The 24,431-nt window shown below is 73.5% G+C and carries 29 protein-coding genes and 4 pseudogenes; 16 read left to right on the forward strand and 17 right to left on the reverse strand.

Going from position 1 to position 24,431, the window contains the following annotated elements; translation table 11 throughout:
* Positions 1-85 precede the first annotated feature (85 nt).
* Entirely contained in the window at positions 86-628 is a 543-nt protein-coding gene (locus F4556_RS38880) for a GNAT family N-acetyltransferase (RefSeq protein ID WP_184910473.1), read from the reverse strand.
* A 574-nt stretch (positions 629-1,202) separates the two neighbouring features.
* Here F4556_RS38880 and F4556_RS37065 point away from each other — a divergent pair.
* Positions 1,203-2,882, forward strand: coding sequence for a serine/threonine-protein kinase (locus F4556_RS37065; protein WP_184925857.1), 1,680 nt, complete (start codon positions 1,203-1,205; stop codon positions 2,880-2,882).
* A 7-nt stretch (positions 2,883-2,889) separates the two neighbouring features.
* On the opposite strand, the pseudogene F4556_RS38885 reads toward F4556_RS37065, so the two are convergent.
* Positions 2,890-3,474, reverse strand: a pseudogene (locus F4556_RS38885) (TetR/AcrR family transcriptional regulator).
* Positions 3,475-3,580: 106 nt separating this feature from the next.
* On the opposite strand from F4556_RS38885, the pseudogene F4556_RS37070 reads away from it, so the two are divergent.
* Positions 3,581-4,635, forward strand: a pseudogene (locus tag F4556_RS37070) (FAD-dependent oxidoreductase).
* Between the two features lie 104 nt (positions 4,636-4,739).
* Here the strand turns inward: F4556_RS37070 and F4556_RS37075 are convergent.
* Entirely contained in the window at positions 4,740-5,423 is a 684-nt protein-coding gene (locus F4556_RS37075; RefSeq protein ID WP_184924090.1) for a hypothetical protein, read from the reverse strand.
* Between the two features lie 118 nt (positions 5,424-5,541).
* Entirely contained in the window at positions 5,542-5,934 is a 393-nt protein-coding gene (locus F4556_RS37080; RefSeq protein WP_184910461.1) for a ribosomal protein L7/L12, read from the reverse strand.
* A gap of 384 nt (positions 5,935-6,318) precedes the next feature.
* On the opposite strand from F4556_RS37080, the gene F4556_RS37085 reads away from it, so the two are divergent.
* On the forward strand, positions 6,319-6,657 hold the full coding sequence (locus F4556_RS37085; protein WP_184924092.1) for a cyclic-phosphate processing receiver domain-containing protein: 339 nt from the start codon (positions 6,319-6,321) through the stop codon (positions 6,655-6,657).
* Between the two features lie 140 nt (positions 6,658-6,797).
* Here the strand turns inward: F4556_RS37085 and F4556_RS37090 are convergent, their stop codons facing one another.
* The 4 genes from F4556_RS37090 to F4556_RS37105 form a co-directional block, all read right to left on the reverse strand.
* Positions 6,798-7,118, reverse strand: coding sequence for a hypothetical protein (locus tag F4556_RS37090; RefSeq protein ID WP_184924094.1), 321 nt, complete (start codon positions 7,116-7,118; stop codon positions 6,798-6,800).
* The gene (locus tag F4556_RS37095) at positions 7,118-7,309 is read right to left on the reverse strand and encodes a hypothetical protein (RefSeq protein WP_184910459.1); all 192 of its coding nucleotides are present in this window, start codon (positions 7,307-7,309) and stop codon (positions 7,118-7,120) included. The genes F4556_RS37090 and F4556_RS37095 overlap by 1 nt, the downstream gene beginning before the upstream one ends.
* A gap of 174 nt (positions 7,310-7,483) precedes the next feature.
* Positions 7,484-8,146: a TetR/AcrR family transcriptional regulator gene (locus F4556_RS37100; protein WP_184910457.1), complete on the reverse strand. Its 663-nt coding sequence runs from the start codon at positions 8,144-8,146 to the stop codon at positions 7,484-7,486.
* 72 nt (positions 8,147-8,218) lie between these two features.
* Entirely contained in the window at positions 8,219-8,950 is a 732-nt protein-coding gene (locus F4556_RS37105) for a DUF2306 domain-containing protein (RefSeq protein ID WP_184924096.1), read from the reverse strand.
* Positions 8,951-9,308: 358 nt separating this feature from the next.
* Between F4556_RS37105 and F4556_RS37110 the strand changes: the two genes are divergently transcribed.
* A complete protein-coding gene (locus tag F4556_RS37110) occupies positions 9,309-9,674 on the forward strand; it encodes a hypothetical protein (RefSeq protein ID WP_184910455.1) in 366 nt (121 codons plus the stop codon).
* A 113-nt stretch (positions 9,675-9,787) separates the two neighbouring features.
* On the opposite strand, the gene F4556_RS37115 is transcribed toward F4556_RS37110, so the two are convergent.
* Positions 9,788-9,982: a hypothetical protein gene (locus F4556_RS37115; RefSeq protein ID WP_184910453.1), complete on the reverse strand. Its 195-nt coding sequence runs from the start codon at positions 9,980-9,982 to the stop codon at positions 9,788-9,790.
* A 186-nt stretch (positions 9,983-10,168) separates the two neighbouring features.
* The gene (locus F4556_RS39290; RefSeq protein WP_281403623.1) at positions 10,169-10,300 is read right to left on the reverse strand and encodes a hypothetical protein; all 132 of its coding nucleotides are present in this window, start codon (positions 10,298-10,300) and stop codon (positions 10,169-10,171) included.
* 667 nt (positions 10,301-10,967) lie between these two features.
* Between F4556_RS39290 and F4556_RS37120 the strand changes: the two genes are divergently transcribed.
* The 3 genes from F4556_RS37120 to F4556_RS37130 all read left to right on the forward strand — a co-directional run bounded on the left by F4556_RS37120 (position 10,968) and on the right by F4556_RS37130 (position 13,784).
* Positions 10,968-11,771, forward strand: coding sequence for an SDR family NAD(P)-dependent oxidoreductase (locus F4556_RS37120; RefSeq protein WP_313068080.1), 804 nt, complete (start codon positions 10,968-10,970; stop codon positions 11,769-11,771).
* Positions 11,772-12,153: 382 nt separating this feature from the next.
* Entirely contained in the window at positions 12,154-13,290 is a 1,137-nt protein-coding gene (locus F4556_RS37125; RefSeq protein WP_184910451.1) for a serine hydrolase domain-containing protein, read from the forward strand.
* A gap of 203 nt (positions 13,291-13,493) precedes the next feature.
* On the forward strand, positions 13,494-13,784 hold the full coding sequence (locus F4556_RS37130) for a PASTA domain-containing protein (RefSeq protein ID WP_184925862.1): 291 nt from the start codon (positions 13,494-13,496) through the stop codon (positions 13,782-13,784).
* Positions 13,785-13,849: 65 nt separating this feature from the next.
* On the opposite strand, the pseudogene F4556_RS37135 reads toward F4556_RS37130, so the two are convergent.
* The 4 genes and pseudogenes from F4556_RS37135 to F4556_RS37150 form a co-directional block, all read right to left on the reverse strand.
* Positions 13,850-14,218: pseudogene (locus F4556_RS37135) on the reverse strand (VOC family protein); the annotation flags it as partial.
* A 148-nt stretch (positions 14,219-14,366) separates the two neighbouring features.
* Positions 14,367-14,780 (reverse strand): hypothetical protein, encoded by a 414-nt coding sequence (locus F4556_RS37140; RefSeq protein ID WP_184925869.1) that lies wholly within the window; start codon positions 14,778-14,780, stop codon positions 14,367-14,369.
* Positions 14,781-14,939: 159 nt separating this feature from the next.
* The gene (locus F4556_RS37145; RefSeq protein WP_313069335.1) at positions 14,940-15,605 is read right to left on the reverse strand and encodes a mechanosensitive ion channel family protein; all 666 of its coding nucleotides are present in this window, start codon (positions 15,603-15,605) and stop codon (positions 14,940-14,942) included.
* A gap of 68 nt (positions 15,606-15,673) precedes the next feature.
* Positions 15,674-15,826, reverse strand: a complete 153-nt coding sequence (locus tag F4556_RS37150) for a hypothetical protein (protein ID WP_184925872.1) — start codon at positions 15,824-15,826, stop codon at positions 15,674-15,676.
* A gap of 40 nt (positions 15,827-15,866) precedes the next feature.
* On the opposite strand from F4556_RS37150, the gene F4556_RS37155 reads away from it, so the two are divergent.
* Both F4556_RS37155 and F4556_RS37160 read left to right on the forward strand, forming a co-directional pair.
* The gene (locus F4556_RS37155; RefSeq protein WP_184925875.1) at positions 15,867-16,145 is read left to right on the forward strand and encodes a hypothetical protein; all 279 of its coding nucleotides are present in this window, start codon (positions 15,867-15,869) and stop codon (positions 16,143-16,145) included.
* Positions 16,146-16,149: 4 nt separating this feature from the next.
* Entirely contained in the window at positions 16,150-16,965 is an 816-nt protein-coding gene (locus tag F4556_RS37160) for a hypothetical protein (protein ID WP_184925878.1), read from the forward strand.
* A 355-nt stretch (positions 16,966-17,320) separates the two neighbouring features.
* On the opposite strand, the gene F4556_RS37165 is transcribed toward F4556_RS37160, so the two are convergent.
* On the reverse strand, positions 17,321-17,620 hold the full coding sequence (locus tag F4556_RS37165; protein WP_184925881.1) for a DUF4193 domain-containing protein: 300 nt from the start codon (positions 17,618-17,620) through the stop codon (positions 17,321-17,323).
* Positions 17,621-18,131: 511 nt separating this feature from the next.
* On the opposite strand from F4556_RS37165, the gene F4556_RS37170 reads away from it, so the two are divergent.
* From F4556_RS37170 to F4556_RS37185, 4 genes are all read left to right on the forward strand, one after another.
* A complete protein-coding gene (locus F4556_RS37170; RefSeq protein ID WP_184925884.1) occupies positions 18,132-18,863 on the forward strand; it encodes a hypothetical protein in 732 nt (243 codons plus the stop codon).
* Positions 18,864-18,896: 33 nt separating this feature from the next.
* On the forward strand, positions 18,897-19,373 hold the full coding sequence (locus F4556_RS37175; RefSeq protein ID WP_313069336.1) for a hypothetical protein: 477 nt from the start codon (positions 18,897-18,899) through the stop codon (positions 19,371-19,373).
* A gap of 164 nt (positions 19,374-19,537) precedes the next feature.
* Positions 19,538-20,248: a helix-turn-helix domain-containing protein gene (locus F4556_RS37180; RefSeq protein ID WP_313069337.1), complete on the forward strand. Its 711-nt coding sequence runs from the start codon at positions 19,538-19,540 to the stop codon at positions 20,246-20,248.
* A gap of 79 nt (positions 20,249-20,327) precedes the next feature.
* Positions 20,328-20,882 (forward strand): dihydrofolate reductase family protein, encoded by a 555-nt coding sequence (locus F4556_RS37185; RefSeq protein WP_184925888.1) that lies wholly within the window; start codon positions 20,328-20,330, stop codon positions 20,880-20,882.
* A 274-nt stretch (positions 20,883-21,156) separates the two neighbouring features.
* Here F4556_RS37185 and F4556_RS37190 read toward each other — a convergent pair whose 3' ends face one another.
* Positions 21,157-21,978, reverse strand: a complete 822-nt coding sequence (locus tag F4556_RS37190) for an SAM-dependent methyltransferase (RefSeq protein ID WP_184925890.1) — start codon at positions 21,976-21,978, stop codon at positions 21,157-21,159.
* Between the two features lie 551 nt (positions 21,979-22,529).
* Positions 22,530-23,372, reverse strand: coding sequence for an SAM-dependent methyltransferase (locus F4556_RS37195; protein ID WP_246512048.1), 843 nt, complete (start codon positions 23,370-23,372; stop codon positions 22,530-22,532).
* Positions 23,373-23,401: 29 nt separating this feature from the next.
* Here F4556_RS37195 and F4556_RS37200 point away from each other — a divergent pair, with 29 nt between their 5' ends.
* From F4556_RS37200 to F4556_RS37205, 3 genes and pseudogenes are all read left to right on the forward strand, one after another.
* Positions 23,402-23,602, forward strand: a complete 201-nt coding sequence (locus F4556_RS37200) for a hypothetical protein (protein ID WP_184925892.1) — start codon at positions 23,402-23,404, stop codon at positions 23,600-23,602.
* Between the two features lie 53 nt (positions 23,603-23,655).
* Positions 23,656-23,799 (forward strand): annotated as a pseudogene (locus F4556_RS39840) (helicase associated domain-containing protein); the annotation flags it as partial.
* Positions 23,800-24,339: a helicase associated domain-containing protein gene (locus F4556_RS37205; RefSeq protein ID WP_184925894.1), complete on the forward strand. Its 540-nt coding sequence runs from the start codon at positions 23,800-23,802 to the stop codon at positions 24,337-24,339.
* Positions 24,340-24,431: the final 92 nt, after the last annotated feature.

Genomic DNA, 24,431 nt, shown 5'->3' on the forward strand with positions numbered 1-24,431 from the left:
GATCTCCCCGCGCGCAGCCGGCCTGGAGCGGCCGCCCGTGTGTTGGGTGCCACCGGGAGCCGGTCGTGGCGGGCCGGGGGAGTGGTCAGTGGGTGGGGCGGTCGGTCCGGTAGATGAAGTGCAGGCGGTCGTCGGCGGGGTTGTCGGGCTCCAGGGATGCCTCGGCGCAGCGGTGGAGTCCGGCTTTCTCCAGCATCCGCCAGGAGGCCCGGTTGGCGCGGTGGACGGGGATGACGATGCTCTGCGCGTCGGGGTGGTCGGTCCAGGTGGCCGTGATGATCGCCTCGATGATGCGGGTGCCGAGTCCTTGGCCGGTCAGCCGGGGGTCGCCGATGAGGTAGTCGAGGGTGATCGCCTGGTCGGGGATCTCGGTCTGGGAGGCGAGTTCGCCGAGGTACTGGGGGTAGTCGGCGAGCCGGCACCGCTGGACCAGGGCGACCGGGGCTCCGTCGAGGGCGACGAGGAAGTCCTCCGAGGGCTCCTCGCCCCGGACGGCCGGTGCGAAGTGGCGGGCGATCGCCTCGGGTGAGGTGTCGTGGTTCCACCAGCGGGCGACATGGGGCTGCAGGAGCCACTGCCTCAGTTGCGGGAAGTCCGGTTCGCCGACTCTGCGCCAGGTGATCGTCACGGGAGGCCTCACGGGATCGGGCGGGTGTGTGGGGCCTTTATCCCAGACGCACCGCCGCCGCGTCACCGGGATTCCCGCCCGCCCCGCGCCGGTGGACCGCCGCTCCGCCGCTCCGCCGGACCGCCGCTCCGCCGGACCGCCGCTCCGCCGGAGCGCTGCGTCACCTGATGCCGCGTCACCGGGATTCCCGCCCGCCCGGCGCCGGTGGACCGCCGCGGCCGCGCGCCGCCGGACCGCCGCTCCGCCGGACCGCTGCGCCGGCGGACCGCTGCGCCGGCGGACCGCTGTGTCATCTGATGCCGCGTCGTCTGGTCCTGTGTCGGTCCTGCCCGGTGTGGCCGGCGGCCGGGCTCTTGGGTGGGACCGGCCATCAATGGCCGGTGCCCGTGGCCTGGTGCTGTGGGTGGTGGGGTGGCCATCATCGCGGCGGCGGCCCGTCGGAGCCCGCGCCGGCGAGGCGTCCGGGGCCGTGTCCGCGAAACCCTTCCCCTTCTGCCGAACGTGAGACAGACATGCTGACTGTGCTGCCCGGCGGGCTGCTCGTGCCTGCGGCGACCGTGCCGGGGGTGGCGTGGTGAAGGCGCTCCAGGACGGTGATCCGCGGCGGGTGGGCCCGTACGAGCTGCTCGGTGTGCTCGGGGCGGGCGGTATGGGGCGGGTCTACCTCGGGCGGCTGGGTGAGGTTCTGGTCGCGGTGAAGGTGATCAATGAGGAGTTGACGCAGAACGGTGACTTCATCGCCCGGTTCCGGCGGGAGGTGACCGCGACGCGGGCGATGTCGGGGCCGTACTTCGCGGCGATCGTGGACCATGACGTGGACGCCGAGCAGCCGTGGCTGGCGACCGAGTACGTGCCGGGTCCGACGCTGAACGCGGTCATCGCCGAGCACGGGCCTCTGGACGTCGTGTCGGTGCGGGCGCTGGGGGTGCGCCTGGCCCAGGCGCTGGGTGCGATCCACGCGGCGGGGCTGGTGCACCGGGACGTCAAGCCCGGCAACATCCTGCTGGGGGCGGACGGGCCGAGGCTGATCGACTTCGGGATCGCGCGGGGTGCGGCGGTGACCACTCTGACGCAGACGGGGGTGCTGGGCACGCCCCAGTTCATGGCGCCGGAGCAGCTGCAGGTGCGGGGGCGGGTCACGGCGGCGGCCGACGTGTTCGCGCTGGGGCTGGTGCTGGCCTTCGCGGCGACGGGGGAGCATCCGTTCGGGCAGACGGACTCCTTCGCGTTCGGGTTCCGGATCGTGCACGAGGAGCCGGACCTCGAGCAGGTCCCGGCGGACCTGGCCGGTGCGGTCCGCCGCTGTCTGGCCAAGGACCCGGGTGAGCGGCCGACCCCCGGGCAGCTGGGCGCGATGCTGGGCCTGGGGGAGGAGACCCTGGACCGCAGCGGCCTGGCGGTGCTGATCCGGCACGCGGGCGACACCGAGATTCCGTCCCCGCCGCGTACCCCGACGGAGCGCAACCACGTCGAACGCCCGCCCCGGCGGCGCCGGGCGCCGATCGCGCTGGCAGCCGTCGTCGCCGTTGCCGTCGGCACGGCCGTCACCGTCGCGCTGGCCCCGGGCGGCGGCACCCCGCAGGGCCTGGGCCCGACGGGCACAAGCCCCACCGGCTCGGCGGTGTCGGTGACGCCCACCGCACCGACGGCGTCCGCCGACCCGGGCAGCCCCACGGCCACCACGCCGCCGCCCCCGTCGCCGGCGCCCCAGGCGTCGGGCAGCGCGCCCGTCACCGAGCCGCCGCCGACGGGCGGCACCGACGGGTCGTCGGGCGGCGCGGCCGGCGGCACAACCGGCGGCGGCAAGAGCACCGGCAGCACGTCAGGAAGCGCCGGGGGCACCGGAAACGCCGCGGGCGGCGGTGGCGGTACGCCGGGCGGGAACACCGCGGCGCCGGCGCCCGCGCCCAGGACCACGCCGGCCCCCACGCCGACCCCCACACCTCCGCCCCCGCCCCAGGGTTCGCCGCCTGCGGCGATGCCGGGCTACAACGCGACCTTCGACCACGGCTGCGTCGGGGCCTGCGACATGCCGCTCACCATGACGTGGTCCGCGCAGCCGGACGCGACCCGCTACGACGTCCGGTACGACAACCAGACCAGGAAGGTGAACACCGTCTACTCGACCTCGGGCACCAGCTACCACCTCACCGGCCCGTACTCCGGCGACCACGTCTGCATCGCGCTGCGGGCGGCCAACCAGTACGGGGCGTCCGCGTGGACGGAGACCTACTGCTTCGACACCCCGTACTGACGGGCCGTCACGGTGGCGGGTACACGGCGTCCAGGAGGCCGCGGACGAACCGGTCGGGGTCATCGAGGCCGGCGTGGGCCAGGGTGGCGGGGCCGCCGGTGAGCAGGTGGGGGATGGCGGCGTGCAGGGCGAGGGTGACGGCGGCGGCCGCTGCACGGTGACGGGCAGCCCGCCAGGCGCTTGGGCGTGTTCGAAGCCCGTGAAGTCCGCGGCCGCGATCGGGTCGAGGACGGCGGCGAGTTCGCTGCGGCGGGCCGCCTCGTTCTGCAGTTCCAGGTAGGCGAGCATGCGGGGGCGGCCGGGGCCCGCGACGTCGCGCAGCAGTGCGCCGAGCAGGGCCGCCAGGCCCTCACGATCCGTGGGTCCGGCCCGGCCGGCCGTCAGTTCCGCGGTCACCCGGCGGTACTGCTCGACGCAGCGCTCGGCCGCGGCGCGCAGCAGGGCGTCCCGGGTGGGGAAGTAGTTCTTCGCGGTGCCCGGCGGCACGGCGGCGGCCGCGTCCACGGCCCGGTGCGTCAGTCCTCGTTCCGCCCGCGGCGGCCAGGACCTCGATCGCGGCGTCGCGCAGCAGATCCCGGCGGTTCCCAGTCACCGTCAACTTCCTTCTTTCGGTCGGTTCGTTGACCACGATACCCCAGCCGTGGTACCACATCTGTGGTGGTCCGCTGCTGGGCGGACCCGGCGACCGGGGGCGTGTGATGACGGGTACGGCCGTTGTGGTGGGCGCGGGAGTGGGCGGGCTGGCGACGGCGATCGGGCTGCGCCGGGCGGGCTGGCGGGGTGACGGTGCGCGAGCGCCGCACCGAAGTGGAGTGCTACGGCACCGCGTTTCGCTCTCCACCCCGGTGCGCAGGACGCCCTGGAGCGGCTCGGCGTGGGCGAGGCGGTGCGCGCCCGCGCGGTGCCCTACCGATCCGCGCAGGTCCGCACCCCAGGCGGGCGGGTGCTGGCCCAGCTCCCGCTGGAGCGCCTCGAACGCAAGGCGGGCCGCCCCGAACTGCTGATCTCCCGGCCCTACCTGATCGACGCGCTGCTGGCCCGGCTGGACGCCCTGGGCGAGGTCACCGTCCGCCTCGGCGAGAACGTCACCGACCCGGCCGCGCTGGCGGACGGGTACGACCTGGTCGTCGGCGCCGACGGCATCAACAGCGCGGTGCGGGAGGCGTGGTTCGGCAGCGGAAGCGGCCCGCGGAAGGTGGGCTCGGTCGCCTGGATCGGCATCGCCGACCTCGACAGCGCCGTGCACGGCGAGACCTGGGGCCGGGGCCGCTTCTTCGGCCTGACCCCCATCGAGGCGGGCCGCACCAACTGGTACGCCGCCGTCCCCGAGGGCACCGACGCGGCCGGCCTGCGCGCCCTCTTCGAGGGCTGGCACGACCCCATCCCCCGCATCCTGGAGCGCGGCGACCCCGCGACGTGGCTGCGTTACGAGATGCGCCACCTCTTCCCCGCCCTGCCCACCTTCGTCCACGCCGGCCAGGCCGGCAAGGTCGCCCTGGTCGGCGATGCGGCCCACGCCATGACCCCCAACCTCGGCCAGGGCGCCTGCACCGCCCTCCTCGACGCCGAAGCCCTCACCCGCGCCGTCACCCACCACGGCCGCTTGGCCCTCCCGGCCGCCCTGCGCGCCTACGACCGCGAACGCCGCCGCACCGCCCAGCGCACCGCCCTCGCCTCCCGCACCCTGCACCGCATCGTCTCCACCGAACGCACCTGGCTCCGCGACACCGCGGCCCGCCTCCTGCCGGGCTGACCCGCCCCGGGGGCCCCGACAGCAGCAGCTCGACCGCTGCCCACCGTCCAGGCCGCTCCGCGCCTGCCCGGAAATCCATCTCCGGAAGGCCGGCTGAGGAGCGGTCAGTCGGCGCTTCCGGGCCAGGGGTTCTGCCCGGGTTGGACGTATTCCATTTTCAGGGAGACACCGGCGGGGTTGGACCATGGCTGCAGTTGCACACAGAGCAGGGTGCGGTCCGTGATCCACTCGGTGGGGTGGCAGTCCCGCCCGTGTGAGTCGAGGTCCCAGCCGTGGTCGAGGTGTGAGCGCAACTGCGCGTAGACCGCGCTGAGATCCGGTTCGGCCGGGCTGGAGACGTAGTAGGTGGCTCTGCAGAGTCCCGTTGCGCAGCTCTGGGATCCGTCTTCGGTGGAGAGCCCGGCGGGGAGGGACAGCTGCTCGATGCCAGGGATCTGCTCGGCCCGGCTTCCGGTCCAGTACAAGGCACCCGCCCACAGGCACGCGATCATCGGGTAGAGGGTGAACACGACGACGCTCGCCGTCCCGATCACCGGCGGTTCACGGTGCCCGGCCTTCGCGTGCCGTGCATCCATCACCAAGCCGGTCAGCACCAGCGGGACCGGCAGCAGGATTGCTGCCAAAAGGACGTCGTGCTGCCCTTGCCGGAGCTGCAGGACGCGGCTCGCCAGGCACCCGGCCGTGACCGCGCACACGAGCAGCAGGGCGGCAACCGTCTCTCGTAGGCCCCGCCGCCGGACCGAGGGCCACCAAGCCGCCAACGGGCACAGCACAACGAGCGTCACCATGGCCACAAGCATTCGGTGCCCCTCCGTTGACCGCGCCCCCGGCGGACAGACGCCGCCCCGGGGAGCGCGGTTCCACGGCGCGGCCGCCGGCCCTGCGCCGTCCGCGGCCTGTGGGTGTTCAGGTTCCCGAGTGGGTGGTGTGGCCGGGCAGGGGCCCGTAGGCGGTGCAGAACTCGCAGCCGCAGCTGGTGAGGGAGTTGGCCTGGCAGTGGGCGGTGGGCCAGTACCGGGAGGCGCACGGGCCGGGGCCGACGGGGGTTTCGTCGTCGGGCAGGGTACGCCGGCACCAGTCGCACCGGACGGCGGCGGGCACGCCGGCCTGGCGCAGCCGCCGGGCGGCTGCCTCGGCGTCGGCGAAGGGGATGTCCTCGCGTGCGGTGACGGGCGCACGGTCCAGCAGTTGTCGGCTGTGCCACAGGCTCAGGTTGGTGACCGCGACGACCGCTCGCAGGGCCGCTGGCCCGCCGGCCGAGGCGTCGGTCAGCAGGACAGCGAACTGAGGGTCCTCCACAGCTCTCCTCCGGACCGGTCGATGCGGGTGCCGCCCCCAGTCAACCGTTTGGAAGACAGCGAGTCCAAGGGGAAACCGTGCCGCTGCTCCCTCGCCCCGGAACACCGGCCTCGGGCAGGCTGCGCCGGTGACTTCCCACCTGCAGCGATACCTGCACGGTGATCACGAGGGCGCCTGGGCCGACCTGCGGCGCCTGGGCCCGATGCCCTGGCGGAGGACTGTGCCGCCGTCGCGGCCGAGACCATGCGAAGGGTCTCTCGGCACGTCGCCCGCCTCGCCGACGCCCTCACCGCTCTCGGCCCGCGACCCCCCACCCCGGGCTGCCCGCCAAGTACCGGCCGCCCCCGGGCATTTCGCGGCCCGGCCCGCTGCGATGATGACCGGATGAACGAGGACCCAGCCGCGCCGATGCCCGTCATCCTCGGCATCGACGACCTCCGGCCGCTCCCCAGAGCCACCCGGATCGCCCGCACGAGCCGCGACGGCATCCAGCTCCTCCGGGAGCACCGCGACGGCTACATCGACGAACTCTGGCTCGACCACGATCTCGGCGGCGACGACAACATCCTGCCCGTGGTGACCCTCCTGGAGGAAGCCGCCTTCCACGGACAGCCCTTCGACATCGGAACGGTCTTCGTCCACAGCGCCAACCCCACCGGCGCGGCAACCGTCGTCCAGGCACTGACGCGCTGGAACTACCGGGTCCGCCGGGCAACGGCCTAGCGAAGCAGGCCAAGGCCCGGGTGCCGAAGCCGTGCCCCCAGGGTGAACCGGGCAACTCGGCCTCACCGCACGGACGTTGACACCACTGCCGCCGAACGACCGCCCCGCTGCGCCGTACGGGACGGCACGGCGCGGTCCGTTCAGTGGAGGCGGGAGCGTTCCCGGGTCCGGGAGGGGCCGGCCGTGGAGCGGCGGGTCCTGGCGGGCCGGGTCGGCCGCGGGTTTGCGGCGGGGGTTTCGGCGCGGGCGGCCTGCGCCGCGAGGGCGGCCTGCAGTGCCTGCCGGGCGGCCGCCAGTGCGATCGCCGCGGCCGGCTGCGGCTCGGCGATCTTGTGGCGGGCCATCAGTTCCTGGCAGGGGCTGCACCACACGGGGCTGGCCGGCGAGCCGTCGCCGTAGCGCAGGTCCTCCGGCGGCAGGTAGTGGGTGCCGCACTCGAGGCATTCGAAGAGCAGGCGCATCAGGCCCACGTCCCTGATCCGCCGCACCGTTCGCACGCCGAGGTGTGGTGTTCGACCCGCTGGGTCAGGGTGCCGGTGCCGGGGTCGATGTCGTGGGTGTGCCGGGTCTTGTCCGTCACCCGGCGGCCGCCGCACGCCGGGCAGAGCCGCGGCTGTGGCGCGCCGCCCGGTCCCGCGTCCTGTCCGCTCATGGACTCCGCCCTTCCCGCGATTCACATGTGCCGTCACCGTAGCGGAACGACCGCACTGCGTCAGCACCATGGCCGCAGGCACACACTTCCGGCACATGCCCGCCCGGCCGGCGTCGTACGCCCGCACGAGAGCCGAACGGCAACCGCACCCGGGAACAACGGTTGCGGAAGTTCCTAGCCGAGTGCCGTGACCCCCAGCAGCAGGACGCGCAGGCCGTTGTCGATCGCCGCGTCCCGTTCGGCGGCCGAGAGGCCGGGCTGGAGGTTGACGAGGATGGTGGCCAGCCCGTGCACGGTGGCCCAGCTGGCCGTCACCGCCGCGCCGGTCTCCTGCGGCGGCAGGATTCCCGCCCCGGTCAGCCGCTCGAGCGCCGCCAGGAGGATCGCGTCGGGCTGCGGCTGCCCCTGGGCGTCGGGGGCCGGCTGGTGGCCGGCCGATCCCGGGGTGCCGACCCCCGAGGGGTTGCCGTCCATGGCGGTCCGGAACAGTCCCGGCTCCTCGAGCGCGAACCGCACGTACGCGCGGCCGACTTCGCCCAGGTGGAACACGGCCGCCGCGCGCGGCCCAGGGGGCTCGGGGACGGCCGCGACATGGGCCGCCATGGCCGCTCCCAGCTCGCACAGGGCCTGTTTGGCCACCGCCGCCTTCAGTGCGGCCAGGGTCTTGAAGTGGCCGTACGCGGAGTTGGGGGCGACCCCGACGAGGCGGGTGACCTCGCGCAGGACCACCGCCTCCGGCCCGCCGGTGCGGGCCAGTTCGATGCCCGCTGTGATCAGTGCCGCCCGCAGGTCGCCGTGGTGGTAGGTGGTGCGGGTGCGGCGGGTGGGCTGGGTCATGTACGGATCCTGGCACGGACGGATCCGGGGCGGCCACCCGCTCCCGCGGCCCTTGCGGTGGGCGGCCACGGGCTACGGCGTGACGAAGCGCAGGCCCGGGAGGCCGCGGCGGCGGATCATCAGTTCGGCGACGACGATGTTGGGCAGCCAGCACAGGAACGGGACCGCGGCGTAGGCCTGGGCGACCATGTGGTCCACGTCGCCCCCGGCGGCCCGCCCCGCCAGCACCTGGAGCAGGATCAGCACGCCGAACCAGAGCCGCAGGGTCGGCGCCGCGAAGGTCAGGGCGAAGCTGCGGATCATCCAGGCTTGGTGCGCGGCGAAGTCGCCCTGGCGGGCGGCCCGGTAGCCGCGGTAGGTGGTCCACCCCCAGAGCACGGCGAGGCTGCCGAAGCCGAAGAACCCGGCGAACGCCACGGAGTTGAAGAACGACATCACCAGCGCCGCCACCGAGCCCAGCCCGACGGCGGCCACGTAGGCGCGCCCGATCCAGCGGTGCACGCGGGGCAGGCGGCGCCGGATCGCGCGGACGAACTGGAACGGGCCCACGGCCAGGGCCGCCCCGGCGGTGACGATGTGGACGTAGAAGGCCACCTGGACCGCGAGGGGCCGCTGCGCGTAGGTCGGCGCGAGGCCGACCCGGCCGGCGGCGAGGTCCTGCAGGCTGCCGGCCGCGTACTGGCCGACGGAGTAGCCGGTGATCGCCACCGACAGCAGCAGCATCACGGTCCAGCCGGAACGGGAGCCGCGCCGGGGCCGGCCGGTGGCCGTGGGCGGGCGGGAGGTCACTACGGGTGCGGACATGGCGAAGGGGCCCTCTTTCGGGGCGAGGCGAAGCGCGGGAGGGGCGGCACCAGCTCAATCTGTACAGTGTGAGTTTTAGTGCCCGTCCAGCACACGTGTCAACAGCTCCCGACAGCGGCGCAGGCCAAGGAACCCAAGGGAAGATGACGCCGGCTCAGCTCACACCCGGCCCCCGGCCCGGGCGGCCGACCGCCGTTCCCCGGGCACGGATTTCGTGTCAGCGGCGGTGAAAGGAGACACTGCGGGGGAGTGCGGTGCCGATCAGGCCGCAACGCCGACGCGGGCCCGCGCGCCCGCCGACGCACGGCGGTACCGGCCGGCGTCCCACCGCCCGTACCGCACCGAAGGAGACCCCGCAGTGCCCTGGAAGTCCCACCTCACCTGGACCGGCCACACCGCCGGCAACGCCACCACCGTCCACCAGGGCCGCACCTGGCACCTGTCCAAGCACCTCAGCCCCCCGGACGCCCAGGGCCGCTACAGCCCCTACGAACGCTGGTACCTCCACGCCGACGACGGCCACGGCCAACCCCACCCCGACCTCGCCAGCGCCTCACTCGGCCGCAACCGCGTCAACGCCCAACGCCTGGCCGAACTGACCATCACCGGCTGGGAGAACAGCCACCAGCTGCGCCCCGGCGACGGCGTCCAGCTGTGGCGGCGCACCGACGGCGACGGCACCCTGGTCCCGCTGGACGAACTCCTCGCCGGACGGCACCGCTGACGCCGACCGCGGCCTCCGGGCCCCGCGCCGAGGCCTGACGGGCAGCGTCGGGTTTTCCGTCTGCGGGACAGGCCCGACCGGCTCCGACGGAGATGCCCCGGCGGTGCGCCGGATCAGGAGAGCGGCGGCCAGGGCCCGGCGAGCAGACGGGCGGCCTCGGCGACGATCCTCGTGGCGATGACCTCCTCCGGGTCGGCGAAGGCGGGGCTCCAGTTCCCGTACTCGGCGCCGTCGCTGACGATCGACTGCAGCGCGTCGGGACAGCCGAGCCGCGACCACGCCTCGACAGGGGGAAACCGGAGGGCCACCTGCGCCGTCGAACGGCCCCGCTGAGCCGGCCCCGGACCGGTCCGATGCCCGTCACGGGCCGGTGCCGCCCACCGTTCCGCTGCTCCGGTCCGGCTCTGCCACCCGGCTGTCCTGCCCGGCCGTCCGGCACGCGGTGCCCGGGCTCGCCCGGGCTGCCCCGGCCCTCCTGGCGTACTGCGCGGGGGTCAGGGCCATGGCAGCCGGCTGGACTGCCGGTAGTTGTCGGCGTCCGGGGAGTACGGCCCGCCCTTCGGCTTGCGGAACAGCCGGGCGAAAGCGACCAGCTTCGCCCCCAGTCGTCCAACCGGACTCCTCATACCGCTGTCCTCCCCGTACGGTGCCGCCCGATGGCACAGCCCTCCCCGCAGGCTAGGCCCAGCCGGGCTTCAAGGAGCCTGTGTTGAGCGAGACTTGAGGACGAACAGCGCATTGCCGTCACCTGGGCGGGCGTCGCGGTGCCGTTCGTACTGCCGGTCAGCGCACTCAGCTGGGCCGCGGTCGGGCCGGACCGGCCCGAGGGCCGGCGCGACCGGCTCTGGTTCGACCTGCGCGTGGACGCCAACTGGGCTGAGGAGCAACTGAGTTCGCGCATCCACCAGGTCGGCGAGGCCGGAGCGCGACGACCGGCCCACCGGAGCGCTCCGGCCGGGCAGCGTGCGGCGGGGCTCGGGCAGAGCGGTTCCGACCGCGGCCGGGACCAAGGCTGCGGCCTCCTCCCCGAGGAGGAGAGCGCGGCGACCGATCGGCCGAAACCCCGGACCGGAAGGCCGATCCGGCGGCCGGCGGCCGTCCGCCAGGCTTCGAGACATGACAGACCACCACCGCACCCAGTCAAACTCCAGCCCCCACCGGCATTCTGACGCTCCGTCGGCACATTCCCCGGGCGGCCCCGGACGCCGCGCCGTACTCGCCGGCGCGGCCGGCCTGCTCGGCGCGGCAGGACTGGCCGCCGCACCCACCGCCGCCGCGTCCGGGGCACGTACCGTGCCGCGAGGACGTTTCGCGGGGAAGGTGGTGGCCATCACCGGGGCCACCTCGGGGATCGGCCGCGCCACCGCGCTGGCCTTCGCCGCCCAGGGCGCCGCGGTCGGCTTCTGCGGGCGGCGGGCCGAGCTCGGGGCCCAGGTGGAGCGCGAGATCCGCCGGGCGGGCGGCACCGCCCGCTACGTCCGGGCGGACGTCCGGGTCGAGAAGGACGTGGAGAACTTCGTCCGGCAGACCGTCGACTCGTTCGGCGGCCTGGACATCGCCTTCAACAACGCGGGCATCAGCCGCACCGCCCGGCTGCACGAACTGGGCACCGACACCTTCGACGACGTGATGGCGACCAACGCGCGGGGCGTGTTCCTGTCGATGAAGTACCAGATCCCCCACCTGCTGGCGCGCGGTGGCGGGGTGGTGATCGTGACCTCGTCCTCCGCCGTCGAGGTGGCCCGGCCGCAGGGCGCGGCGTACTCGGCGGGCAAGCGCGCGGTCCAGGGCCTGGTGCAGGCCGCCGCGCTCGACTACGGCCGCGACGGCATCCGGGTCAACGCGATCATGCCGGGCACCACGGACACCGCGCTGGTACGGCCGCCGGGGATGGACGACGCGACCTGGACCGCCGCGAGGGCGTGGCTGGGCGAGCAGAACGTCGACGGGCTGCACCGCATCGCCTCACCCGAGGACATCGCCCAGGCGGTCCTGGGCCTGGCGGCGGACGACTTCGCCTACATGACCGGAGCCGGCGTCTTCGTCGACGGCGGCGCCAGCGCCGGCCGCCGCCTGCTTGTCCCGCCCCGGCCCTGACCGGAGAACACCCGGGCCGGCCGGGGGCCTTGACTACCTGGTGGCCCGGGGGTCGCGCGCGCCCAGACGGTACCTGCTGACGAGCCGTCCGAGGAAGGCGGCGTTGACGAGGGCGGCCGACACGGTGGCGGTGAGGAAGAGGACGGGGTGGCCGGGCCTGAGTAGAACTGCTCATTCCGTCCTGCGCATGTCCCGGTGTCGCCGCCGGGCCCTGGCCGCTGCCGGGGCGGGCCCGGCGAACTGACGGACTCGTCCGACGATGCCGTCGGCACCCGGGCCGCCGGGAGCCCGCGGCCGGGGCGCCGGCAGGGGCCGTGAGCCGGAATAGTTCGGCGGAACCACGTTGTTGATCGGGCAACCAGCGATTGACGAGGGGTCAGCCATGTCTGTGAACGGGACGGTCGCCGAGGGGTTCGAGGGCGTCCGGGAGGAGTTCGAGGCCTTCCTCGCCGAGGAGCCGGCCGAGCCGGGCGCGCAGCTCGCCGCGTACCTGGACGGGCGGCTGGTGGTCGACCTGTGGTCCCAGGGCGTCGAACGGGAGAGCCTGACCGGCGTCTACTCGGTGACCAAGGGCGCCGCACACCTGCTGGTCGCCCTGCTGGTGCAGGACGGCGTGCTCGAACTGGACCGCGAAGTGGCCTCGTACTGGCCGGAGTTCGCCGCCGAGGGCAAGGGCCGGCTGACCCTGCGCGAGCTGCTGGCGCACCGGGCCGGGGCGATCTCGGTGGAGGGCGGGTTCACGGCGCAGGAACTGGCGGACGACCGGCTGGTCGCCGGGCGGCTGGCCGCGCACAAGCCCTACTGGGAGCCCGGCACCGCGCACGGCTACCACGCCACCGTGATCGGCGCGCTGACCGGCGAGGTGGTGCTGCGGGCCACCGGGCGCACCCTGCAGGAGCTGTACGAGGAGCGGATCCGCGCGCCGTACGGCCTGGACCTGTTCCTCGGGCTGCCCGAGGAGTTGGAGCCGCGCTTCGTCAGCCTGCAGCGGGCCGAGCCGACACCGGATCAGCTGGCCGCCTTCGCGGCGCAGCCGCTGCCCGGCAAGGACGGCCTGTTCGCGACCTCCTTCAACCTGCGCACCGACCTGGTGGACTTCGTCAACCGGCGGGAGACCCGGGCCAAGGGCCCGGCCTCGGCCGGCGGCGTGGGCAGCGCCCGCGGTGTCGCCGGGATGTACGCGGCGGCGATCAGCGGCCTCGGCGGCCTGGGCCCGCTGCTGAAGCCGGAGACCGTCACCGAGTTCACCACCCTGCACTACCCGGGCACCGACCTGGTGACCGGCTCGGTGGACAACTTCGCGCTGGGCTTCGAGACTTCGGGCCTGCGCTACCCGTTCCTCGGCGCGAACGCCTTCGGCCACCCCGGGGTGGCCGGCGCACAGGGCTTCGCCGACCCGGCGAGCGGCGTGGCGTACGGCTACACCCGGCGGCGGTTCACCTTCCCGCCCTCCGGCGGCGCACCGGAGAACGACCAGCTGGCCGCGGCCGTGGTGGCGGCCGCCCGAACGGCGCGCTGACGCCGGTGAGGGGCCGGGGCGGCCGGCCCCTCACCGCCCGCGCGCTCTCCGGCCGACTGCGGATCAGTATCGGACGGTCCGTCAGGATCGTTCCCAGGCCGGGCTGTTGGGTCCTGGCGCTGTGTCCGCGAAGGTTCAGCGGGGTGGGCCGGGGTCTTCCCTCTGCCGCAGATCAGCGCGATGCTGCCCGCAGGGAGGGCGACATGAGCTGGATGGGACCGAGCACCGCTCGCGAGGTGACGGTTCCCGACACCGTCGGGCTGACCGTGACCGATGCCCGCACAGTCGCGTCGGAAGCCGGCGTGGCCCTCGCCGCCGCCGATCCGGACGGCCCACCGGTCGGGGCACTGACCTGGCCCGGAGTCTGGGTGGTCACCGCCCAGACTCCCGCCCCCGGCACCAGGATGCGCCGCTGGGGATCGCTGGTGATCGAGTTCGAGAAGGTGCCCGACGGCGGGACGGGAGAGCGGGAACCGCGTCCTCCGTCGCCCTGAACCGATCCCGGCGAACCTTCCCGGTCACGGCACCGGCCGCCGCGCCGGTGCCGTGACCGGGGTCAGCGAGGGGTCAGGAGGCAGAACTCGCTGCCCTCCGGGTCGGACATGACCGTCCAGGGGACGTCGCCCTGACCCACGTCGGCGAGCGTCGCGCCGAGGTCCTTCAGGCGCGCGACCAGCTCCGTCTGACGGGCGGTCGAGGTGGTGGCCAGATCGAGGTGCACCCGGTTCTTCACCGTCTTGGGCTCCGGGCCGGCGACGATGTCGACGCAGACGGCCACGGGGTCGGGGCAGACGAAGCCCACGGGTTCGAGGTTGGTCACGCCGGGCCCCTCGCTGTCGACACCCCAGCCGAGCGCCTGCGCCCAGAACCGGCCGAGCGCGGAGTCGTCCCGGGCCTTCATGGTGATCTGCACGAGTCGTGTCGCCATGCCGCAGATCCTGGAACCGGGCCCGGCACCCAGGAGCAGACCGCCGGGACGGCCCCAGGCCGCTTGCGCCGTACGGGCCGGGACACCGGGGACAGCCCCGGCGGGCTGCCGGTCCGTCAGCCCGGCGCCCGGGCTCCGACGGAGCGCTTCAGCCGGCGGACGAGTGCCCTGGGTGACGCGTCGATCCGCCGGAGAGCAGCCACCGCCAGCGCCGGCGCTCCGTGACCACAGTCGCGGCGGCCAGCAGGGTCACGGGGCCGGCCGCCCACACAGGCCAGGCCAGCCACGCGGAGGCCACGGCCGCGGCGAGCTGGAGCAGCACCAGAAGGATCGTCACCCAGCCCGGTACCGCGATGATCACCTGTGCTTTGTCACCCGGAGTGGAGAAGCACGTGGGAAGACCGACCAGGAGCACCACGGACAGTGCGGCAAGCAGCCAGGAGTGGCCGGCCAACGCCCAGGGCGTCGCCACCCACGCGACGAGTTCCACCGCGAAGCGCAGAACGGACGCGCCGCGGTCCTCCGGTCGGGCCGAAATCGATTCCCCCGCAGTATTGACCACCTGTGGACGGTTTCACCGTCCGCCCCCAACGGTCAAGTGGCTGAGCGCCGTTGCTCACGAAGCAGGCATCCCGTGCCCTGCGGGGCCGGCTGCCGCGCGGCCCCGACTCCTGCAGGGAACGCAACACCGCCGAGCTCCCGGGGCGATGGTGACGCACCGTCAGCCGTCAGGCGGCTCCGGGGCCTGGGCGAGGGCGAGGCGGGGCAGGGCGGCGGGGTGGTGGTGGCGGAGGTAGCGGAGGTAGCGGATCAGTTCTTCCCGGGCCCAGCAGCGCAGTTCGAAGGCGTCGTCGGCGTTGCGGGCGGTCATCAGGGCCCGGACCACGATGGTGCTGGGCGTGGTGTCGACCACCTGGAGGGCCCGGCCGACGCCGTCCCAGAGCTTGTGTTCGGCCAGCCGCCGTTCGAACTCGGCCCGCAGTTCGCCCACCGGCGTGCTGTGGTCGAGGTGGAGCAGGGCGGTGCCGGTGATGCCGGGGCCGCGGCGGGACCAGTTCTCGAAGGGCTTGGCGACGAAGTACGAGACCGGCATGACGATCCGCCGCTGGTCCCAGGTGGCGATCGCGACGCAGGTGAGGGTGATCTCCTCGACCGTGCCCCACTCCCCGGCCACGACCACCACGTCGTCGATCCCGACCATGTCGCTGAAGGCCGGCTGGAGGCCGGCGAAGACGTTGCCCAGGGTTCTCTGGGCCGCCACGCCGAGCACCAGGCCCGCGGCCGTGAGCCGGCGCAGGCCGCGCTGCACCACGCGGTCCACCACCAGCAGCACCACCAGGACGGCGGCAGCCGCCGCGAGCGGGCGCAGGACGGTCCAGATCTGCACGGCGGGGGTTCCCTCCTCTCGGGCGGGCAGGCGGGCGCGCGCCCTGATGCGGCGTCAGGCAGCGATGCTCAGGCGGCGTTGCGCGGGCGGCGTCCGGAGCGCAGCAGCCGGCCGCGCTCGTCCTCGGCCGGTCCGCCCCGGACGCCGTACGGCTCGTGGGCCCGCAGCTGCCGGTTCCACTCGTGTTCGAAGGCGCCGGGCAGGCGCGAAAGGACGGTCACCGGGTGCTCTCCTTCGGCTCGGTCCGACGGGTTCGACCCGGTGCGTCTGACCCCGATGGGCCGGGCGAAACCTCTCTCGCACGCGCCACCGCCCTGGGGCTTCCGCACCACCTCCGGCCACGTCCCGGGCACCGACCCGGCGGGCTTCGAGGCCGAGGCGACCAGCGGCCGCACCGGCAAGGCCGACCGGCTCTTCGAGGAGGTCAAGGCGAGCTACCGATCCGGCCGCCCCCCCGGGAGCGGTACTGCGGCCTCGTTCCGCGGCGCCGGGCCGACGACCCGACCGATCCCGAAAACCCCGCTGCCGCCACTAGGTTGAGCCCATGTGCGTCTCGACGAACCGGGCAGAGTTCTCCGGCACCACGCTGTACACCGGGCGTCGGCGCCACCCGCAGCACGGGGTGATCCACGTCCTGGGCTACCAGAACACGGCGGTGAATCTCTCCGCCGGTGCCAACGCGATGCTGCTCCACCTGCCCGGCCGCTCCATGAGCCCCGAGAACTTCCTCTCCGCAGGCGGCTGCACCGACATCCTGTCCCGCATGGTGGACGCGGTCCGCCCGCCCGGGCAGCTTCACGAGCGGACGCGGTCGGCGAGCACCCCGCGCTCGGTCCAGGTGTTCGACCACGACATCTACACGGTGCTGCTCGCCGAGGACGCGACACAGATTCCGGCCGCGCTGGCCCAGGTGCCCGCGCGCAAACGCCCCGGCATCGACCCCGAGCTGCTGCGGTTCTACGCCGACCACTACCCCGAGCACACCATCGTGCTCTGCTGCTTCGACAACGCCGAGGCGAAGAAGGCCAGTCCGCTGCTGCTCTGGTACCGGCCCCTGGACCCGGACGTGCTCACCGCCCCGGCCCTGGACTGCCACACGGGCGGCGTGCCGGCGACGGACACCCCCGTCGTGGCCGACCACTGGGTGGTCTTCGGCTCCGACGAAGCCCCAGCCGGCTGGGGCACGCCCGTGAACTACCCCGCCGGCATGCCCGGGCAGCTCTACGACTTCCTCCCCGACACCGTCGTGGGCAGGCACTTCGGCTCCGAGCCGCTGCCCAACGGCGACTTCGCCCTCACGCACGAGGACCTCCTGACCGGCAGCCTCGACCGGATCCACCGGCTGCAACCGGCCCGCTGAACACCCCGGGGTCGTCGTCCGGCCCCTGCCCGCCTGGTCGCGGAGCGGCACGGCCGCTGGATCCTGACCGAGCGCGCTCCCGGGCGGAGCCGCACACCTTTGGCCGTCCGCCTCGCCTACCTGGCCTCGCGTACGGCCGGACCCGGATCATCCCGGGCCTGCCCCGGCCGAGGGAGTCGACCCGAGGCTCCTCGGCCAGGTCGGCCTCGGCCGGGGGCAGGCTCGGCGCGACCCGGCCGACTTCGCCGCCCTGCGCCAGGCACGGGCGGCAGGCCGGCGTCGGTCTCCGTCAGCCGCTTGCGGCCGGCGCCGGTGGGCGACAGCGCCCGGGCCCGGGGGCCCGTCGGGCGGGTGGTCAGTCGCAGTCGTTGCAGATCGGCTGGTTGTTCTTGAGGCGGGCGAGCCTGCTGCGGTGGTGGACGAGGAAGCAGTTGGCGCAGGTGAACTCGTCGTTCAGCATGGGCTGGACGGCGACGGTGAGTTCCTCGCCGGAGAGGTCGGCGCCGGGCAGCTCCGATCCGTCGGCGGCTTCCAGGGCGTCGACGGCGTCGATGGCGGAGGCCGCCTTGTCGCTGCGGTGGGCCTTCAGCTCCTCGATGCTGTCGGTCGAGCTGTCCTCGTCGGTCTTGCGCGGAGCGTCGTAGTCAGTTGCCACAGATGGTCCTGTCGTTGTGATCGAGCCGGTCGCCGCCGAAGCTGACCACCAGCACCGGGCTGCGCCTCGTCTTGGTCCGGGGCAGGGTACCCCCGCCGCCCCCGCTGACGTCATGTCCGCAGTGGTGTGCGGAGTGTAGTTGACCTTGTGGCCGTGGAGACCTCGGGTCCGGCATGGGCTCCGACTACGACCGGCCCCGTGCCGCTTGCCGGCCCAGTGGCGCCTTCGTGCGGTACTGGTCTCGACGGGCAACGGCGTACTCGCCGCTGCGGTGCTGGTCCTCTTCGTGGGGCACTGGGGAGTCGCGGCGCCGATCGCCGGGACGCTGGTCCCTGCCCGTGGAACGAGATCCAGGGCATCGAGCCGAGCATGAAGGAAATCCGGGGAAGCGACGTGGGCTACGGGCGCTCCGGCCCGCTGCCCGGTGACGTGTACGAGCGGACATCGGAGTTCGACTGCCGTGGATTCGTCTCATCGGAGTTCGACATCGCAGGTCAGGTACGGTGCGGGCATGATCGAGAGTCTTTCTCCCGACGGTGATGTGCCCGGTGGGATGTTGCTGGGCGGCTACTTCGTCGCGGTGCCTGAGTCGCTCGATGGCTCGGGCCTGCCTCGGGCGGCGGGGCTGACCACGGCGTCCGACTGCCTGATCGACCGGCTTCCGGAGGACGACTGCTGGTTCGGTACCGTCCCGGAGGCGCTGGCGGCCTGCCTGCCGGTCCAGGTGCCTGTGGGCGCACGCCTGTACGCCCTGCTGGTGCCCTCCGACCATGCCGGTGGCTTCACCGCCGACATTCTCGCCGCCGGTACGGACGAGCCGGTGCTGCTCGCGCACCTCGACCGCCGGGCCGGCCTGCCCGTCCGGGAGGTGGCCGAGGGCGGGCGGGAGCTGGGCTGGGAGGTGCTCGGCTATGACCTCGGCCTGCTGCACAGCTGGCTCTGCAACAACCTGTACGAGGACGGTGTGCGCGAGCTCGGCGTGGCGGCCGACGACGACCGTGGCCTGCTGCCCAGCCGGGAAGCCGCCGTACGCGTGGCCGCCTGGGCCAACGCCCGCGGTGACACCAAGCCCGTCACCTGGTTCCCCGCTGCCCTGATCGAATGGGACACCCCGATCGAGGGACGGACCGGTCCCGCTGTCACCGAGGCTCCGGTGCGTCGGGCAGCACAGCCCTGGTGGCGCCGGATCTTCCAGCGGGCCAGGCCGAGCTGCGCGGTCGGGGTGCCGGTCAAAGTCCGGTGAGACGCGGGCAAGTTCGATGAGACGGGCCAGCAGGTGATCCTGGCCGATTGCCAAGAGATCTCGACCGTCCTGCCCCGGCTGCTCCTGACCGCACCGGCCGGGCGGGTGGATGATCGGGGTGTGCTGGTGCGTACCGAGTTGCTGCCGCTGGGTCCGTCGGGTTTGCCGAGGGTCCGAGCCCACACGCCCGTCGGCAGCGCCGTGGTGGTGTGGCGCGGTGACCTGGACAGCGCGGCGGGCCGGCACCATGTCGAATGGACCGTCGACGAAGACGTCCTCTGGGGCCGGAACACGCGGTCGGCCGCGCTTGCCGAGCCAGGGGTGCGCGAGGAGGCCGGCCGCGTCGTCTTGCGAGGACGGCTCCAGCTCACCGAGGACGGCGCCGCTGTCCTTGAGATGGGTGACTCGCGGGTGCTGTTCGAGATCGGCTCACCGCCACCGCCCGACAGCGCCTGGGTGGAGATCAGCGTCGAAGCGGACCGGGTGGAGCTGTACCCCTACCTGCTCTGACCGGTCGAAGTCGCCTGGCAATCCATCGGGCCGCCACTTCGCAGCCTCGGCCGCCGGTCCCGGTCCGCTGCGCCTGGGCGTCCCGGGCGGGAGTGTTGTCCGGTGGGGGTGCCAGACTGACAATCGCGAGAGCGGTGTGTGTGAGGGGGAGTGGGTTGGGTCTGGTGATCGAGAGCCGGCCGTCGGAGCTGGCGTACGTCGAGCGGGTGTGGCGCAGTCGCAGCGAGGACGTCGGCCGGATGATGTCGGTCGCGACGTCGCACTGGGAGCTGGTGTTCTGGGAGCAGCACGGTCAGGTGCAGGCGGCCGTGCTGGGGCCGGAGGCGAAGGCGTCCTGGGCGCCGGTGCCCGGGGACGCCGCCTTCTTCGGGATCAGCTTCGCGCTGGGTACGTCGATGCCGCACATCCCGGTCAGCCGGCTGGTGGGCGGCAACGTGGCGATCCCCGACGTGACGCGGCGCTCCTTGTGGCTGAAGGGCTCCGCCTGGCACGTGCCCGGTTACGACAATGCCGAGGCGTTCGTGCTGCGGATGGTGCGCGAGGGCATCGTGGACCTGGACCCGGTGGTGCCCGCCGTCCTCGGCGGCGCCTGCCCGGACCTCTCGGACCGTACCCTGCAGCGGCGGTTCGTCGCGGCGACCGGCCTGACCCAGGGCGCGGTGCGGCAGATCCACCGCGCCCGCCAGGCCGCGGTGCTGATCCAGGAGGGGGCGCCGGCCCAGGAGGTCGTGCACCGCCTGGGGTACTTCGACCAGCCGCACCTGGCACGGTCGTTGAAGCGGTACGTCGGGCGCACGGCCACCGAGCTGAGCGCCCGGGACACGGCGGAGCCGCTGTCGCTTCTGTACAAGACCGCACCCCTGGCGCCCGCCTAGTGTCCATGACGTAGCCGACCGGGGTCGGCCCGCCCCGCCAGGGGCGGGCGCAGGACCCCGGACTCATCGTGGAGGAATCATGCGCAAGGTTGTCTCGGGTCTGTTCGTCTCGCTCGACGGTGTCGCCCAGTCGCCGAACGAGTGGCAGTTCGCGTTCGACGAGGAGATGGGAGCGGCGCTGGCCGGCACGCTGGAGTCGGCCGACACGATCCTGCTGGGCCGGGTGACGTTCACCGAGTGGGCCGGGTACTGGCCGACGGTGACCGACGGTGAGGACGCCGGTTTCGCGAAGTGGATCAACGACTCGCCCAAGCACGTCGTCTCCTCGACGCTGGACAGCGTCGACGACTGGGCGAACAGCACGCTGCTCAAGGGCGACCTGGCGGCTGCGGTCAACGAGCTCAAGGCGGGCGAGGGCAAGGACATCACGGTGGCGGGCAGCCCGACGCTGGTGCGCTCGCTGCTGGAGCTGGACCTGTTGGACGAGCTGGTGCTGCTGATCCACCCGGTGGTGGCCGGCGAGGGCCGCAAGAAGCTGTTCGCCGACGGCAGCGCGCTGAAGAAGCTGGAGCTGGTGAGCGCCCAGCCGACCAGCAGCGGGGTGATCATCGCGACCTACCGCCCGGCGCGCTGAGCCGGCGCCAACCGGGCGAGCGCGTCGGCCGTGCGCTTCACAGCGGCCGTCCCGGACCGCACCCCTGCCCTCAGCCCTGACCATGGCAAAGCCACCGTCACCGCCACCTACTGCCCCAGGCCGGCCCCCGACTGTCGGTGGACGTCCGCCGGGTGCTCACCGGCGGGAGGCCGCCGCAGTGGGCGGAGCTGGTGGGGCGGTGGGGCACCCGCCTCGCCCCACGGCGGCGGGTGCCCCACCGCCCCACCGTGGGCGGGTGCTTTTGGCGCCCGGGTCAGGGCATCCGGGCGGTCGCGCCGTAGCCGAGCGCTTTCGAGGGTGTCTGGGCGTCCACCGCGTGGCCGGGAGTGGGGCGCCAGTCCGCCATCAGGGTCAGTCCCGGCTCGACGAGTTCCATGCCCTCGAACCAGGACGCGATCACGTCTCTGGGGCGGACGTGGAGCTGCTGGCCCACGCCGGCGAGGTAGGCGTCGGTCATCCGGCCGACCTGGGTCCGGGTCTGCGGGTCGGCCAGGTCGTCGGAGAGGTGCGAGATGGCGAGGTAGCTCCCGGGCGCGCAGGCGTCCCGGTAGCGGGCCACCAGGGCGGCCGGGTCGTCCTTGTCGTCGACGAACACCAGCAGGCCGCCCATCAGGATGCCGACCGGCCGGCTGAGGTCGATCAGTTCGCGGACCCGGGGGTGCTCCCAGATCCGCTCCGGGAACCGGCCGTCCGCCTCGACCATCGCCACCAGCGGCTCGTCCGCCAGGATCTCCTCACCGTGCAGCACGGCCGAGGGCTCGTGGTCCACGTACACCACCCGGGCCTTCGGGTTCCGGGCGTGCGCCACCTCGTGCACGTTGCCCATGGTGGGCAGCCCGGATGCGAGGTCGACGAACTGGTCCACGCCCTGCGCGAGCAGGAACCGCACGGTGCGGCGCAGCCAGTCCCGGTTCGCGCGCGCGAGCAGTTCGACGCTGGGCAGCACCGACCTGATCCGCTCGGCCTTCTGCCGGTCCACCTCGAAGTTGTAGAGCCCGCCCAGGTAGTAGTCGTAGATCCGCGCGATGTTGGCGGACTCCACGTCGGCCACCGGGCGCTCGGTGCTTGTGGTCATGGGGACCCCTCACCTCGAGATGGCGGCACGTCACGACGCCGTGCCGTCCACCGCCGGCGAGTATAGTGACGGGCCATCAGTTCCGGTGCTGGACCGCACTGTTGGGCCACGGCCTGGCGCGGATGGCCGCCGACGCGCGCTCTCGCCGGCTGCCACGGGCGGCGTCAGCTGCGGGGCGGGTCACAGCCCTCCCCGAGCCCCCGCGGCTGCGCCACGTCCAGGACCAGCTCACCGAACTCGGCATCCGCTGGGAGCAGCCGGTGCCGGGCTGCCCGGGGTGCAAAGCGGGGTTCCGTTCTGGACCCACAAGGGTGCCATGACCGCTGAGGCAGTCAACCGGCAGCTGGATTGCTACAAGACGGCCTCCTGACGGTCCGCACCAAGGAGTCCCGGAGGGGACGTGACCCAGGCAGTGGGGCACATCTGTGACCGACCGTCAGAACGGCACGCTGAAGTCGGCCGCTGTCAGTCGCCCTCCCTGCCGCCCGCGGTGTCCTCGGCCGGATCAGGACCCGACTGCGCCCGACGCGGTTCGAGCGGCTGGGTGGGGTTCAGCGCTTGCGGGCGACTCCGGACCAGTAGTAGGCGGCGGCGGGGTCGGCGGGCTCTCCGTCCTCGGGGCGCCAGCCCATGACGGGAACGACCCCCGGGTCCACGAGCTCCCAGTCGCCGAAGAACCGCGCCACCTCGTCGCGGGTGCGCGGCACCAGAGTCATGTTCCCCTTGGCTGCGGCTTCGACCACCGCAGCCATGGCGGTCGGGTTGAAGTCCGCTCCGGGGTGGGTGATCGCGACGTAGCTGCCGGGGGCCAGGGCGTCCATCAGCACGCGGGCCTTGGCCCAGGGGGCGTCATGGTCGGCGACAAGCATGAGGACGGCCACCAGCGTCAGGCCCACCGGCTGGTCGAGGTCCAGGGTGCCGGTCAGGATCGGGTCGGCGAGGATCTTCTCCGGTTCCAGCAGGTCGGCGTGGATGTAGGCGGTGCGGCCGGAGCCGGTGCTGTCCATCAGCGCGCGGGCGTGGGCGAGCACGATCGGGTCGTTGTCGACGTAGACGACGCGGCTGTCCGGGGCCGTGGTCTGGGCGACCTCGTGGGTGTTGCCCTCGGTGGGGATGCCGGTGCCGATGTCGAGGAACTGGCGGATGCCCGCCTCGCCGGCGAGGTAGCGCACCGCGCGGCCGAGGAACCTGCGGTTCTCCCGGGCCATCACCTTGATGCTGGGGATGGCCTGCTCGAAAGCCTCGCCGAGGGCCCGGTCCGGCGGGAAGTTCGTCTTGCCGCCGAGCCAGAAGTCGTACATCCGCGCCGAGTGCGGGATGTCGATGCGCAGGTCCACTCGTTCGATCGCCGGATCCTCCAGCCCACGCTTCATCCACTCGATGTCGTCCGGCATGTCATCCACCCCTGTTTACGCAAGCGCCCATGACGGGCCGTCAGGAAGGAATCCTAGTCGGTGGCTTGGCGCAGTGGCTGTGGCGGTCCGGAGCTGCGCTGTTCGGGGTCTCGTCGGTTCCCTGGCTGATCGACACCGTGTCCCAGGACCGGCCCTCGGTCCGGGCCGCCGATACGGACCAGCTGCTTGTCCTGCCGGACGCGCCGCTGATCGTCACGGCGCCACCGTAGGGGCTCGTACGGCGCCGGGGGAGGAGGCGACCGAGCATCCACAGACGGCCGCCGAGTTCCACACCGGGCACCGTCACCTCGACCCGACGGACAAGACGCGGGACGGTGCGCTGATCTCCTGGCTCGACCGGCAGCGCTACCTGGGCGGCGCCGGCCTGCTCGCCCCGGTCCGCATCCACGAGCTGGACCAGCTCGGCATGATCTGGGACAAGCACGCCCGCTCCTGGGACCGCGGCTACGCCCACGCCCGGGCCTGGGCCGAGACCCACGGGCACCTGGCCATCCCGGCCGCCGAGAAGCTCGACGGCCACGCGGTCGGCGCGTGGGCCGGGCGCCAGCGCAAGAACACCAAGCTGACGGCCGCTCAGGACGCGAAGCTCACCGCGCTGGACGCGATGTGGCGCCTGGACCCGGACTGGAACCGCTCCTACCGCCGGATGCTCGCCTACCTCGCCGGCGGCGGCACCCTCACCGGCCCGGCCAACCGCACCGGCGGCGAGGCCGACCCCACGTTCCGGCCGGGCGCGTGGCTGCGCAAACAGGACAAGGCCCGCACCGACCAGAAGCTGACGGTCCAACAAGTCGCCCTGCTCGAAACCCTGCTGGCCACCCGGCCCGCCGCTCTGGCCCAGCAGCAGTCCGAGCGCCCGGCCGAGGGCTCGGTCACCTGGGCCGCCGAGTGGACGTGCGACGCCTGCGGTGAAGGGGGCGACGCCCAATTCGAGGACGGCACCTGATCGGCGTGCACCTTTGACCCGGTACCCGGCCTTCGCACCCACCGCCGCTCTGCCCGGCCGGCACGCGCAGCCAGGGCCGGCACTTGCGGGGA

Origin of the sequence: Kitasatospora gansuensis (assembly GCF_014203705.1) — a bacterium.
GTDB lineage: Bacteria > Actinomycetota > Actinomycetes > Streptomycetales > Streptomycetaceae > Kitasatospora > Kitasatospora gansuensis.